Origin of the sequence: Sphingobacterium kitahiroshimense (genome assembly GCF_025961315.1) — a bacterium.
Lineage (GTDB): Bacteria > Bacteroidota > Bacteroidia > Sphingobacteriales > Sphingobacteriaceae > Sphingobacterium > Sphingobacterium anhuiense.
Genome location: NZ_JAOQNK010000001.1, coordinates 3,013,046 through 3,027,118, shown reverse-complemented (window position 1 = coordinate 3,027,118; position 14,073 = coordinate 3,013,046). Strand labels below are relative to the sequence as shown.

Genomic DNA, 14,073 nt, shown 5'->3' with positions numbered 1-14,073 from the left:
CTACTTATTATTATAAAACCACCTTCAATGGTTAAGGGTAGCATGATAATTACTGTCATAAATGCAACTTACGTCAGTTTGATTATAAATATTTTACCTTATCTTTGCGATGAAATTAAAATATTTTTAATATAGGTATGCTGCCAAAAGATGAAAAGCATATCGCAAATAACAACGAATGAGTTATAACGAAATCAAAACAGTAATTGATATGGGCAATGGCTCCCAGATCGAACTTTCTACTGGTAAATTGGCTAAACAGGCTGATGGTGCAGTAGTTTTAAAACAAGGTGATACGATGCTTCTAGCAACAGTCGTTTCTGCTAAAGAAGCGAAATCTGGAGTTGACTTTTTACCTTTGTCAGTAGATTACCAAGAGAAATACGCGGCGACAGGCCGTATTCCTGGCGGTTTCTTACGTCGTGAGGCACGTTTGTCAGATTATGAGATCTTAATCTCTCGTTTGGTAGATAGAGCTTTACGTCCTTTATTCCCTGAAAACTATCATGCAGATACGCAAGTAATGATCTCTTTGATCTCTGCAGATAAAGATATTATGCCTGATGCATTAGCTGGTTTAGCGGCTTCTGCTGCTATTGCGGTTTCTGATATTCCTTTCAATGGACCTATTTCTGAGGTTCGCGTTGCTAAGATCGATGGCCAATTGGTGATTAATCCAAAAATGTCTGAATTAGAAAGAGCAACTTTAGAATTTATCGTAGCTGGTTCTGCTCAAGATATCGGTATGGTTGAAGGTGAGTGTAGTGAAATTTCTGAGGCTGAAATGGTAGAAGCAATTGCTTTTGCGCATGAGGCGATCAAAAAACAAGTTGCTGCTCAAGTTGAATTAGCAAATTTAGTCGGTAAAAATCTAAAACGTGAGTATAACCACGAGCCAACTAATGAGACTTTGAGAGCTGAAATTTTCAGTGCGACATACGATAAAGTATATGCTGTAGCAGCTTCTGCTTCTGCAAAACATGACCGTTCTGAAGCCTTCGCAAAAATTGCTGAAGAATTCAGAGCGACACTTCCAGAAGAATTGGATGAGGATACAAAATTCTTATTCAAAAAATATTTCCATGATGTACAATACGATGCAGTTCGTAATTTAGTATTGGACGAAGGAAAACGTCTTGATGGACGTGATGTACGTACTGTACGTCCAATCTGGTCGGAAGTAAATTATTTACCTGCGGCTCACGGTTCGGCTGTATTTACACGTGGTGAAACACAATCATTGACTTCTGTTACTTTAGGTGCTAAAGATGCAGAACAAATGATCGATGGTGCTTTCATCAACGGTTATAACAAATTTATCTTACACTACAATTTCCCGGCTTTCTCTACAGGTGAGGCTAGACCAAATAGAGGTCCAGGTCGTCGTGAAGTAGGTCACGGAAATTTAGCATTACGTTCATTGAAACGAGTATTGCCTGCTGATACTGAAAACCCTTACACGATCCGCGTTGTTTCTGATATTTTAGAATCTAACGGTTCTTCTTCAATGGCAACTGTTTGTGCTGGTACATTAGCATTATTAGATGCGGGTATTAAATTGAAAGCTCCAGTTTCTGGTATCGCGATGGGTTTAATCTCGGATGAGAAAACGGGTAAATATGCAATTCTTTCTGATATCTTAGGTGATGAAGATCATTTAGGTGATATGGACTTTAAAGTAACGGGTACTGAAAAAGGTATTGTTGCTTGTCAAATGGACTTAAAGATCAATGGATTGAAATGGGAAGTTTTGACACAAGCTTTGGATCAAGCGAAAGAGGCTCGTCTTCATATCTTAGGTGAAATGAAGAAAACAATTTCTGAGCCACGTGAAGATTACAAACCTCATGCTCCTCGTATTGTTCAGATCATCATCGATAAAGAATTTATTGGTGCTATCATCGGTCCAGGTGGTAAAATTATCCAAGAAATGCAACGTGAAACAGGTGCTACTATTTCTATTGAAGAAGTAGATGGTAAAGGTATCGTTCAGATCTTTGCGGACAATAAAGCTGCTATTGATGATGCAAGTACACGTATTAAAAATATCGCTGCTAAACCTGAGGTAGGTGCTACTTACGAAGGTAAAGTGAAGTCTATTATGCCTTTTGGTGCTTTCGTTGAAATCATGCCAGGAAAAGATGGTTTATTACACATCTCTGAGATTGATTGGAAACGTTTTGAAACGATGGATGGAATCTTTACTGAAGGTGATAAAGTAACGGTTAAATTATTGGATATCGACAAACAAGGTAAATTGAAACTTTCTCGTAAAGCTTTATTGCCTCGTCCTCCTCGTGAAGATAAACCTGCTGCTGACGCAGCTCCACAAGCGTAAGTTTTAAAAACTTAATCATATAAAAAGCTCACTGAAAAGTGAGCTTTTTTTTGCTAAAAAAAACAGGCTGTCTATTTGACAGCCTGTTTTCATTTGTTATAACATGATAACGGATTCTATTTTAGATACTTCTTTGTAATAATCAATTACTTCATCGGCATTATTGACAAAAGTCTCTACGGTGATGGACTTGTATTTACCACCTGATGATTCTTTTTCCGCGTATTTGGTGCTTGCATGCGTAAATACTTGTTTTACTTGCTCTATTTTCTCCAAATCGGCTTTTACAATGAATTTGAATTTGTACAAGGATGGAAATTGTTCTACAGCAATCAATTTTTCTTTGAAATTTGTATAGAAATCTTGCTGATTATTTCCGTCTTCAATATCTTGGATATTGATGTTGTTGTTTAATTCTGACATTTTTAATCTCCTTTTGTTGATTATTATCAAAAGCTATTCCATAAATAGTGGCCTGACAGACTTGCAGATTAATTGTCGACTGCAATAGGTCTATCCTGTGGTGCTTTACCCCAATTTTTGTTTGGTGTACTGCTCATTTCAATTTCGATCGTACCACCTTTTAAAACTTCGTCATAAGTGATGAATGATTTGGAATACGATACGCCATTGCGTTTTATACTTTTGATATAGCTGTTTTTCTTCGCTTGGTTTTTAACCTGTATCGTTAACTGTTTATCATTTGGAAGGGTAATTGTAGCTTTTTCCATCATCGGTGATCCGAAAACATAGACACCGCTGATTGGATTTAATGGATACATACCCATTGCTGAAAACACATACCAAGCACTCATCTGTCCAGCATCGTCATTACCACACAAACCATTAGGTTTGCTTGTATAAAATTCCATCATGGCTTTACGGGCAAGTGCAGAACCTTTCCAAGCTTCTCCTGCATATGCATACAAGTAAGGGATATGGTGATTGGGTTCATTGCCTTGAGCATATTGACCAATAAGACCAGTAATATCATTTGAAGCTTCTCCGCCCAGATCTGAAGACATTGTTGTGAACTCGTCAAGTTTTTTTAAGAAGTTTTTATCGCCTCCAAAAAGATTGATTAGGCCTTTTACATCTTGAGGAACTAACCAGGTGTATTGCCATGCATTACCCTCACAGTAATCGTTTTCGCGGTGTTTAGCCATCAATGCGTTGAATGGTCTTCTAAACTCACCGTTAGCTTTTCTTCCCACAAAATGACCTACTTCTTTATCAAAATATTGCTCATAAAGCTTATATCTCTTCTCAAAATATGCAGCATCTTCTGTTTTGCCTAATTTCACCGCCATTTTGTAAGCACTATAATCTGCAATAGCATATTCTAATGCCCAAGCTACAGATTCATGATCCATGCTGTCAATTGGAATATATGTTAAGTCACGTACGAATTTTAACCCGTTTTCGTAACCCATTGCGGTGGTTTTTACTGCTTCCCAAGCCAATTCGTAATCTTTCTCATCTAAAATCCCTTTGATAACTGCATCAGCTACTACAGGTATTGCCGGTAATCCAACCATAGTATTGGTCTCATTACCCTGTAAATGCCATACCGGTAATTTTCCCTGTTGCTGATAAATCGCCAGCATGGTTTTAATAAAATCCTGATTGATCTTACGATCCTCCAGTAAATTCATTAACGGGTGAAGGCCACGGTAAGTATCCCATAAAGAGAATACGGTATGGTTGGTAAAATCCTGTTTTTCGTACACTTGTTTGTCTGTACCTAGATAATCGCCATTTGCATCATTAAAGATGGTCGGTGCAAAATAGGTATGATACAAAGCGGTATAAAAAATGGTTTTGGTATCTGCATCTCCTTCAAATTGAATTTTATTTAAAGTGCTGTTCCATTTGTCATTTGCTTGTTTCTTGGCATCTGCAAAATTCCAGTTCGGCATTTCCACCTGTATGTTTTCTAAAGCATTTGTCGTACTTACAGATGAAAGACCAACCTTCACTTCAATGGTTTTATTTTTTACAGCATCAAAAAATAAAGCAGCTTTAATCGCTTGACCTTTTACGGTAGAAGAACCCAATTTTTGACTGTTCTCCTCATAGAACTGCACTTTTTGGATAGGAACAGATGTTTTTAAAGCAAAATATACTTTTTGATCACTTGCCCAACCTGAAGAAAAGCGGTATCCGACGAATGTGCTGTCATTGATTTGCTTAATGTACGAGTCTGTTGTTTTATCCCAGTTCATCTTAAAAGAAAGGTCGATGAATAAGTGGGCATTGTCCGATTTATTATAGACATACTGATGATAGCCAACACGCTCAGTTGCTGTTAGATTTGCCTGAACTTGGTAATCGTCTAATAGAACACTGTAAAATCCAGGCTGGGCTATTTCATTTTCTTTTTTAAAGCTAGATCCATATCCAGTACCCATCTTGTTAAACTCTGCAGGTTTTAACTGTACTTTACCGTTTGCAGGTACAATCATAATATCATTAAGATCGCCAATACCGGTACCACTAAGATGTGTATGGGTAAAACCCAGAATTTCTTTGCTTTTATAATTGTAACCACTGCACCAGTCCCAGCCATTAAACTGATCCCAGGTCTGTGCAATCTGAGATGGACCTAATTGTACAGCTCCTAATGGCACATTGGCTCCGACAAATACGTGTCCATGATCTTCGGAACCGATAAAAGGGTTCACATATTGAGTCAAATTTTGTTGAGCCATTAAACTTAATGGCGATAATGCAAGAATACTTAATAAAATTTTATTGTAATTCAATTGAATCATAATTAATTAGTTTGATCTTATTTAGGGGTGAAATATAGCATTTTTTTTGCTTAATAAATCCTTTTAGCTTAAATATTTTTACAATATATGGCGTTATTACTTTATTTTTTTTTAGATTAGTAACTCATATTATAAACACATTATACTTAATGAAGAAGAGAATTTTGATCAGTGATATAGCAAAGGCTTTAGGGGTTTCGGTTACTACGGTATCTTTTATATTGAATGACAAAGCCAAGGAGAAGCGTATAAGTGAGTCATTGACAAAGCGAGTTCTTGATTATGTTAAAAAAGTCGGCTATAAACCTAATGAACTTGCTAAAAGTTTACGTACAGGTAAAACGAAAATTATCGGTCTCATCATCGAAGATATTTCAAATCCATTCTTTGGTAATATCGCGCGTTTGATTGAAACTAAAGTTTATGAGCAAGGATATCGGATTATCTATTGTAGTACCAATAATGATAGCGAGAAGACCAAAGAGCTGATCGGTATGTTCAATGACAGACAGGTTGATGGTTTTATCATTACACCTTCCGAAGGAATTGAGGAGACAATTTCTAATTTGCTTCAATCTAATGTGCCTGTTGTTTTATTTGACCGCTATTTGCCGGATGTGGAAACAGATTATGTTATCGCTGATAATTTTCAAGGCGCCTTTGATGCCACCGTTCATTTTAATGAGCAGGGCTATAAACGAATCGGTCTAGTGTCGTTATACTCTGATCAGACCCAAATGCGGGATCGCCTAGATGGCTACATGAAAGGTATGGATCAATTTAAAAAGCAGGTATACATCAAGAAAATACAACTGGACGCATCAGAAGCAGAGGCAATTGATGACTTACATGAGTTTGTTGTAGATAATCGCCTGGATGCTGTTTTATTTGCAACTAATTATTTGGCAATTACAGGACTTAAGTCTGGGAAGAAACATAATTATAAATTACCGGCACTAATTGCATTTGATGATCATACGGTATTTAAATTGCACGAACCTGCCATCACTGTTGTTTCGCAACCTATTGAAGAAATTGCGGATCACATTATCAATATTTTATTGCTAAAATTGCAGGGTAAAGCCAAATCAATAAAACATCTGACACTACCCTGCGAATTGAAAATACGTGAATCTTCTATTTTGAAGCAATAGTATCTGCTACAAATACCATAGAAATGGAGTTGACACAATGACGTGTGTTTTTATCGGTCAATCTTTCGCCGATGAAAACATGCCCGAGGTGTGCTCCACATGCGTTACACAGAATTTCTGTTCTTCTTCCATCTGCATCTGTTTCTTTTCGTATGGCCCCTTTGATTTCATCATCAAAACTAGGCCAGCCACAATGCGAATCAAATTTATCTTCCGAACGATAAAGTGCCGCGTTGCATCTTTTGCAAACGTAAGTTCCTTTTGTTTTATTATCCAGTAGGGTGCCCGTGTAAGGACGCTCCGTTCCTTTGTGAACAATAACATGTTCCTCTTCTGGCGTTAATTTGTTATATTTTGTTGAATCTTCCATTGTCTTAAAGATTGATGTTTGTTTTGAAGCTTGATGCGTCTGTGCATTACAGGAGGTTATTAAAAAAATCAAGCCATATAAAAATACTAATTTTTTCATGATAACTGCATATCTGTAAAGTTACAATTCTCTAATCAATTCTTTGTCAGCATACTGTTATCAAGAATCACTTTCGGGTAGTTTTGAATTTTTTTATGTCCTATTGATGTCTTAAATTTGAGGCTTATCAATTTCCGCCTTGAAGTACAAGAGGTGGTTTAAATCTGCATTAAATAGTCATTTTAAAATAATTTAGAACGATTATAAATTGATAAATAACGTCACAAAATTGTCAGGGATTTATTAATAAGTTATACTTTTGTGGCATTACTAGGCAGAGTGTGCTCTGTTTAGAATGGTGTTTAAATTTTTATATTCACAAATAAATAGTATAAAGTGTTAAATATGAGAAATATCTCATCCGTTTTGGGAAAACTTGCGAGGATAGCGTCAATGAGTTTGGTGCTGTTATTTGCCGTTACGACGCTGCATGCGCAAGATGTCAAGGAAGGTGAAAAAATCTTCAAAGCAAAGTGTACGAGCTGTCACAAAGTTGATAGAAAAGTTGTTGGTCCTGCCTTAAAAGGTATAACCGAAACTAAGTCTGAAGAGTGGTTGATTAAATGGATTAAAAACTCTCAAGCTTTAATTGCTTCCGGTGATGCCGATGCAATTGCAATTTTTGAAGAGTACAATAAATCTGTGATGACTTCTTTTACAGATTTGTCAGATGATAATATTAAGTCAGTATTGGCTTATATTAAAGCTGAGTCTGTTGAGAAACCTAAAGAAGATGGTGCTACAAGTGGTGGAGCTGCGAAAGATGACAATGCTAACATGTTTATGATCTTCGGATTAATAGGTGTTGTTGTTTTAGCAATTGTTGTTATCGTTGTTTTAAACCGTGTTATCCGTACTTTAGAGAAAGTAATCGCAACAAATCAAGCTGCTGTTGAAGCAGAAGAAGAGCCTCAAACGAGTTCTAAATTCCTTGCTTTTGCTAAAGCTTTTGTTAAGAACAAGAAATTAGTCGGATTTGCTGTATTAATGCTTGTTGCTTTATTGGCTGTTGGTGGTTGGAAAACCATGTGGAACGTAGGTGTTCACACAGGTTATCAGCCGGTTCAACCGATTAAATTCTCGCACCAATTACACGCAGGTGTAAACAAAATTGAGTGTCAATATTGTCACGGTGGTGCTTTCAAATCTAAAAATGCATCTATTCCTTCTGCAAATGTTTGTATGAACTGTCACAATACGATTACTGGTTCTGAGCATTATGATGGTGAAATTTCACCTGAGATTGCAAAAATCTACCGCGCATTGGACTTTAATCCTGAGACTCGTACTTACGGAAACAATCCTAAGCCGATTCAATGGGTTCGTATTCACAACTTGCCAGATTTTGCTTATTTTAACCACTCACAACACGTTACAGTAGCAGGAGTAGAGTGTCAGACTTGTCACGGACCTATTGAAACAATGGAAGAAGTATACCAATACTCGCCATTAACAATGAAATGGTGTGTGGATTGTCATAAGGCAACAGATGTGAAATCAGATAACAAATACTACGAAGACTTAATCAAAGCGCATGAAAGCATCAAAAAAGGTGAAAAAATGACAGCGGCGATGATCGGTGGTCTTGAGTGTGGTAAATGTCACTATTAATAATTATTCAGAAATACGCAATCTTATATACAGCTTAAATGGATAGCAATAAAAAATATTGGAAAGGTTTGGAAGAATTGAAACAAACACCTGCTTTTGTAGAAAAAAGCAAGGGTGAGTTTGCCGAATCTATTCCTGTAGAAGATGTCTTAAATGAAGCAGGGTTGAGTACAAAAACTCCTCGCCGTGACTTCTTAAAAGCATTAGGTTTTGGTGTTGGGGCTGTTACTTTAGCAGCTTGTAACAGCACTCCTGTGCATAAAGCAGTTCCTTATTTAATTAAACCAGAGGAAATTACTCCAGGTATTCCTAACTTTTATACTTCGACTTTTAACGGTCAGAGTATCTTAGTAAGAACGCGTGAAGGTCGTCCTATTAACGTAGAGGCAAACCCGAACGCAATTGGTTTAAATCAAGGTACAGATTCGGGAACTGCAGCATCAGTTTTAGACTTATATGATGAGTCTAAATTAAAAACAGCCCAAATAAAAGGGCAGGATGTTGAATGGTCTAAATTAGATAGTACTGTTATCGCTGCTTTAAATGCAGCAGCTACTGCTGGAAAACAAATTACTATTGTTGCAAGCACAGTAAATAGTCCTACTACATTGGCTGCAATCGCTAAATTAACAGCGAAGTACCCAACGACTAATTTGGTTCAAGTAGACGCTGTTTCTTATAGCGCTATTATTGAAGCGAATAAAAACTCTTTTGGTAAAGCAGTTGTTCCTTCATACAATTTTGAAAAAGCAAATGTTGTTGTTTCAGTAGCAGCTGATTTCTTAGGAACTTGGTTAGCGGGTGAGGAGCATACACAACAATATATTAAAAACCGTGATTACAAATCATTGAAAAATGGTAAGATGTCACGTCACATTCAGTTTGAGTCAGGTCTAAGTATGACTGGTTCAAATGCCGATGTGCGTATCGCAATTAAACCTTCGGAAGAAGCAGCTGTTTTAATTTCATTATATAATGCAATTACAGGTTCTTCTTTAGCAGGTGGTATTGCTGCAAAAAGAGCACAAACTGCGGTTACTTTAGCGGCAAAAGAATTGTTAGCGAACAAAGGTGCTGCTGTTGTGGTTGCTGGTTCGAATGATATTAACATTCAAACATTAGCAAATGCGATCAACAGTGCATTAGCTTCATACGGATCGACAATTGATTTAGATAATTTCTCTAAACAACATCAAGGTTCTGACGTTGCATTTGCACAATTCTTGACAAACGCAAATGCAGGTCAGGTAGGTGTTGCTTTATTCTTAAACAGTAACCCTGTTTATGATTATTTCAAAGCTGAAGACGTTAAAGCGGCATTGAAGAAAGTTGATTTTACATTATCTTTCTCTCAACGTGCTGATGAAACAGCTTCAGAATTGACTGCTATTGCTCCAACAAATACATTCTTGGAGTCTTGGGGTGATGCTTCTCCAAAAGAAGGTTTATTCTCAATCGTTCAACCGACAATTAATCCTGTATTTAACACACGTCAAGCGGATCAATCTTTATTGGTTTGGGCAGGTGATACAACAGATATCTATTCATTCGTTAAAAACCTTTGGACTTCAACTATTTTAGCTGGAAGTACAAAGAACTGGAATAGCGTTTTGCAAACAGGATTTGAATATAAAGGTGCAAAAACTGCAGCTTCTTATTCATTCGCTGGTAATGTAGAGGCTGCTGCTAGTGCTGCTATCGCAGCTGCTAAAACAGTAGTTGGTGAGTTCGAATTGAAATTATATGAATCAAGCGCTTTACGTGACGGTAGATATGCAAATAATGCCTACTTACAAGAAGTTCCTGATCCGGTTTCAAAAGTAACTTGGGACAACTATGCTGCTATTAATCCTAAAGATGCTGAGAAATTAGGATTGGGTGAAGATGCAACAGTTACTGTTGAAGCTAACGGTTACAAAGTTGAGTTACCAGTTGTTCAACAACCGGGACAAGCTTTGGGTACTGTTTCAGTAGCTATCGGTTACGGACGTACTAAAGTTGGTAAGGCTGGTAATAATGTAGGTAAAAATGCTTACCCTTTTGCAAGCTTAGTTAATGGTACAATTCAGTTTGTAGCTAAAGCAACTATCGCTAAAGCGAATACCATTTATCAATTAGCGCAAACACAAACACACCACACAATCGAAGGTCGTAACATCATTCGTGAAACTACTTTCGCTAAATATTTACAAGATCCTAACTCAGAGTCAGGCCGCTTTACAGATAAACACAAAACGTATGATTTGTGGAACAAGTATGAGCAACCAGGTCACAAATGGGTGATGGCAATCGATCTAAATGCATGTACTGGTTGTGGCTCTTGTATCGTTGCTTGTAACGTAGAAAACAATATTCCTGTTGTAGGTCGTGATGAGGTTCGCCGTCGTCGTGAGATGCACTGGTTACGTATTGACCGTTACTACACGATCGAAGAAGATGGTAAAGAATATACAAAAGAAGCGGATATTGAAAAACTGAATAGTTTCGAAAATGTAACCGTTGTTCACCAACCGATGTTATGTCAGCATTGTGCACATGCACCATGTGAGACGGTATGTCCAGTATTAGCTACTGTTCACTCATCAGAAGGTTTGAACCATATGGCTTACAACAGATGTTTCGGAACACGTTACTGTGCGAATAACTGTCCATATAAAGTACGTCGTTTTAACTGGTTTAACTACTGGAATGATTCACGTTTTGACAACTACTTGAATAATGAGTTTACACAATTGGTATTGAATCCAGATGTAACGACACGTTCACGTGGGGTTATGGAGAAATGTTCGATGTGTATCCAACGTATCCAAGCGGGTAAATTACATGCGAAAATGGAGAACCGTAAAGTAAAAGACGGCGATATCCAAATGGCGTGTCAACAAGCATGTTCTGCAAATGCGATTATCTTTGGTGATGCTAATGATCCAGAATCAGAAGTATCTAAAGCATTACGCAATGAGCGTGTTTATTACGTACTTGAGGAAATCAATGTACAGCCGGGTATCGGTTATATGACAAAAGTTAGAAACACTTTTGAGGCGTAATCTTGTTCATTATTTGAAATAAAAATACTATGTCATCGCATAACGAATCAATATTAAGAGAACCATTAATGACCGGTAAGGACATTACGTATGCTAAAATTACGGATGATATCTTACTACCGGTTGAAAATAAACCGAATAAAGCATGGTGGATCGGATTCACTGTAGCCGTATTAGGTGCTTTATTATGGGTAGTCAGCGTTAGTTATACCTTTTGGACAGGTATCGGCGCTTGGGGTCTGAACAAAACTGTAGGCTGGGCTTGGGATATCACCGACTTTGTATGGTGGGTAGGTATCGGTCACGCAGGTACGTTAATTTCGGCCGTATTATTAATTTTCCGCCAGAACTGGCGTAATTCTATCAACCGTTCGGCAGAGGCGATGACGATCTTCGCCGTTATCTGTGCCGCAACGTATGTTGTAGCTCACATGGGGCGTCCTTGGTTAGCATACTGGATTTTCCCTTTGCCAAACCAGTTCGGATCTTTATGGGTTAACTTTAACTCACCATTAGTATGGGATGCATTTGCGATCTCTACATACTTCACGGTATCCTTAGTATTCTGGTACTGTGGTTTATTACCGGATATCGCGACTATTCGTGACCGTGCTACTGGTTTAAGACAAAAGATTTATTCTGTATTGTCTTTCGGTTGGAACGGATCAGTAAAAACTTGGCAACGTTTTGAGATTGTGTCAATTATCTTGGCAGGTATCTCAACTCCATTGGTACTTTCGGTACACACGATTGTATCTTTTGACTTTGCAACTTCTGTTATCCCAGGATGGCATACAACAATTTTCCCTCCATACTTCGTTGCTGGTGCGATCTTCTCAGGTTTTGCGATGGTGCAGACTTTATTGTTGATCTTACGTAAAGTAATGAATTTTGAGAATTATATCACGATGTTCCACATTGAAGCCATGAATAAAATTATCATGACGACAGGTTCTATCGTTGGTATTGCATATTTAACAGAGTTATTCATCGCGATGTATTCACAATCGGAGTACGAAATGTACGCTTTCCAAAACCGTATGTTTGGTCCTTATGCTTGGGCTTACTGGTCAATGATGACTTGTAACGTAATTTCTCCACAATTATTCTGGTTTAAGAAAATCCGTACGAGTATTCCTATTTCATGGATCTTATCAATCGTGGTAAACATCGGTATGTGGTTTGAACGTTTCGTAATTATCGTGACTTCATTACACCGTGATTATTTACCTTCATCTTGGGCTATGTTTTACCCAACTTGGACAGATGTTGGTATTTTCGTTGGATCGATCGGCTTATTCTTTACATTGTTCTTATTGTTCTTACGTTTCTTACCAGGTATCGCGATTGCAGAGGTTAAATTATTGCTGAAAAGCTCTAGTTTACAACAAAAAACGAAATTGGTTAAAGAAGGCGCATTCCCAGCTGAACAAGTGGAATACTTTAGAGATTCTTTAGGTAAATATGATTCGGTAACAGAACAAGAAATTAAAGAGTTAAAATAATAGCAATGGGCAATACAAAATATATATTAGGTAGTTTTGCTGATCCGGATGAAATGATGCATGGGATCGACAAATTGCAGAAAAATAATGTAAGCATCTATGATTGCTTTACTCCAATGCCAATTCACGGTATTGAAGATAAATTGGGCGTTAAACCTTCGCGTTTGCCTATTGCAGCATTTTGCTTTGGAGCACTAGGAACAACATTAGGATTCAGTTTATTGTACTATACAATGGTACACGACTGGCCAATGAATATCGGCGGTAAACCATCATTCGCTATCCCGAACTTTGTTCCAGTAACATTTGAGGTGACTATTTTAATCTGTGCCTTGGGTATGGTTGCAACTTTCTTTTATCGCAATCATTTATTCCCGGGACGTACACCTCGCGTAATGGATTTAAGAGCTACAGATGATCGTTTCGTTATCGCTATAGATGCTCGTGAGAACACAGACCATGCTTTGATCGATTCTTTATTGAAAGAAGCCGGTGCTGTAGAAGTTAAGTACAATGATAGAAAATATGTTAGTTATGAATAAGAAGAATTTACTAGTTACAGTATGTGCAGCTCTGTCGTTGACAGCAGTCGTTTCTTCTTGTGGTGACAAGACTACTCGTAGTACAGGTTGGGAGTTTTCTCGCAACATGTACGATCCGATTGCTTTCAATCCTGATCAACCAAACGAGAATTTTAAAAACAAGCAAACTGCACAAACACCTCCAAAAGGTACAGATCCAATCGGTTTTACCAGATTTGAATATGCTAACACTTTGGAAGATTACGAACGCGCAGGACGTGAAGTTACTAACCCTTTTGAGTTAACACAGGCAAGACTTGAAAAAGGCCAAGCTTTGTTTACTACTTACTGTGCTGTTTGTCACGGACCAGAAGGTAAAGGTGATGGTTCTATTACAAAAGACCGTGAAATTACAGATTCTAGAGGCACACGTAAGCTTGAGAATTTCCCTAATCCACCGTCTTATCATAAAACGGATGCTGCAAATTCTTCTCGTGGCGGTATGATGGCTGATTTGACAGATGGTAAGATTTACCATACGATTTATTACGGTCACAACTCAATGGGATCGCATGCATCGCAGTTGTCTCCTGAAGAACGTTGGGAAGTTGTTATGTACGTTCATGAATTACAAAAGAAATAATCTAACATCAGATA

10 protein-coding genes are annotated in these 14,073 nt (G+C 37.6%); 7 read left to right on the top strand and 3 right to left on the bottom strand.

The features are described from left to right. Positions 1-178 precede the first annotated feature (178 nt). Positions 179-2,338, top strand: coding sequence for a polyribonucleotide nucleotidyltransferase (gene pnp / locus M2265_RS13430; RefSeq protein ID WP_132772429.1), 2,160 nt, complete (start codon positions 179-181; stop codon positions 2,336-2,338). Between the two features lie 96 nt (positions 2,339-2,434). Here pnp and M2265_RS13425 read toward each other — a convergent pair whose 3' ends face one another. Both M2265_RS13425 and M2265_RS13420 read right to left on the bottom strand, forming a co-directional pair. Then, positions 2,435-2,761, bottom strand: a complete 327-nt coding sequence (locus tag M2265_RS13425) for a DUF493 domain-containing protein (RefSeq protein ID WP_021190954.1) — start codon at positions 2,759-2,761, stop codon at positions 2,435-2,437. Between the two features lie 68 nt (positions 2,762-2,829). Beyond that, positions 2,830-5,112: a GH92 family glycosyl hydrolase gene (locus M2265_RS13420; protein ID WP_132772427.1), complete on the bottom strand. Its 2,283-nt coding sequence runs from the start codon at positions 5,110-5,112 to the stop codon at positions 2,830-2,832. Positions 5,113-5,261: 149 nt separating this feature from the next. On the opposite strand from M2265_RS13420, the gene M2265_RS13415 reads away from it, so the two are divergent. Then, positions 5,262-6,266, top strand: coding sequence for a LacI family DNA-binding transcriptional regulator (locus M2265_RS13415; RefSeq protein WP_132772425.1), 1,005 nt, complete (start codon positions 5,262-5,264; stop codon positions 6,264-6,266). Here the strand turns inward: M2265_RS13415 and M2265_RS13410 are convergent. Then, positions 6,250-6,735: a methionine-R-sulfoxide reductase gene (locus tag M2265_RS13410; protein WP_132772423.1), complete on the bottom strand. Its 486-nt coding sequence runs from the start codon at positions 6,733-6,735 to the stop codon at positions 6,250-6,252. The two genes, M2265_RS13415 and M2265_RS13410, sit on opposite strands and share 17 nt — an antisense overlap. A 345-nt stretch (positions 6,736-7,080) precedes the next feature. On the opposite strand from M2265_RS13410, the gene M2265_RS13405 reads away from it, so the two are divergent. The 5 genes from M2265_RS13405 to M2265_RS13385 are packed head-to-tail and all read left to right on the top strand — an operon-like array spanning position 7,081 to position 14,059. Next, on the top strand, positions 7,081-8,346 hold the full coding sequence (locus M2265_RS13405; RefSeq protein WP_132772421.1) for a c-type cytochrome: 1,266 nt from the start codon (positions 7,081-7,083) through the stop codon (positions 8,344-8,346). Positions 8,347-8,384: 38 nt separating this feature from the next. After that, positions 8,385-11,390: a TAT-variant-translocated molybdopterin oxidoreductase gene (locus M2265_RS13400; protein ID WP_132772419.1), complete on the top strand. Its 3,006-nt coding sequence runs from the start codon at positions 8,385-8,387 to the stop codon at positions 11,388-11,390. 29 nt (positions 11,391-11,419) lie between these two features. Continuing rightward, positions 11,420-12,895 (top strand): NrfD/PsrC family molybdoenzyme membrane anchor subunit, encoded by a 1,476-nt coding sequence (nrfD, locus tag M2265_RS13395; RefSeq protein ID WP_021189355.1) that lies wholly within the window; start codon positions 11,420-11,422, stop codon positions 12,893-12,895. Between the two features lie 5 nt (positions 12,896-12,900). After that, positions 12,901-13,437 carry a DUF3341 domain-containing protein gene (locus M2265_RS13390; RefSeq protein ID WP_021189356.1) on the top strand — a complete coding sequence of 179 codons (537 nt, stop codon included), beginning with the start codon at positions 12,901-12,903 and terminating at the stop codon, positions 13,435-13,437. Then, positions 13,421-14,059: a c-type cytochrome gene (locus M2265_RS13385; RefSeq protein WP_380918722.1), complete on the top strand. Its 639-nt coding sequence runs from the start codon at positions 13,421-13,423 to the stop codon at positions 14,057-14,059. Before M2265_RS13390 ends, M2265_RS13385 begins: the two co-directional genes overlap by 17 nt. The last annotated feature ends 14 nt before the right edge of the window (positions 14,060-14,073 follow it).

Coding starts and splice junctions, on each gene's coding strand:
- pnp (WP_132772429.1), top strand. CDS start 179: ATGAGTTATAACGAAATCAAAACAGTAATTGATATGGGCAATGGCTCC.
- M2265_RS13425 (WP_021190954.1), bottom strand. CDS start 2,761: ATGTCAGAATTAAACAACAACATCAATATCCAAGATATTGAAGACGGA.
- M2265_RS13420 (WP_132772427.1), bottom strand. CDS start 5,112: ATGATTCAATTGAATTACAATAAAATTTTATTAAGTATTCTTGCATTA.
- M2265_RS13415 (WP_132772425.1), top strand. CDS start 5,262: ATGAAGAAGAGAATTTTGATCAGTGATATAGCAAAGGCTTTAGGGGTT.
- M2265_RS13410 (WP_132772423.1), bottom strand. CDS start 6,735: ATGAAAAAATTAGTATTTTTATATGGCTTGATTTTTTTAATAACCTCC.
- M2265_RS13405 (WP_132772421.1), top strand. CDS start 7,081: ATGAGAAATATCTCATCCGTTTTGGGAAAACTTGCGAGGATAGCGTCA.
- M2265_RS13400 (WP_132772419.1), top strand. CDS start 8,385: ATGGATAGCAATAAAAAATATTGGAAAGGTTTGGAAGAATTGAAACAA.
- nrfD (WP_021189355.1), top strand. CDS start 11,420: ATGTCATCGCATAACGAATCAATATTAAGAGAACCATTAATGACCGGT.
- M2265_RS13390 (WP_021189356.1), top strand. CDS start 12,901: ATGGGCAATACAAAATATATATTAGGTAGTTTTGCTGATCCGGATGAA.
- M2265_RS13385 (WP_380918722.1), top strand. CDS start 13,421: ATGTTAGTTATGAATAAGAAGAATTTACTAGTTACAGTATGTGCAGCT.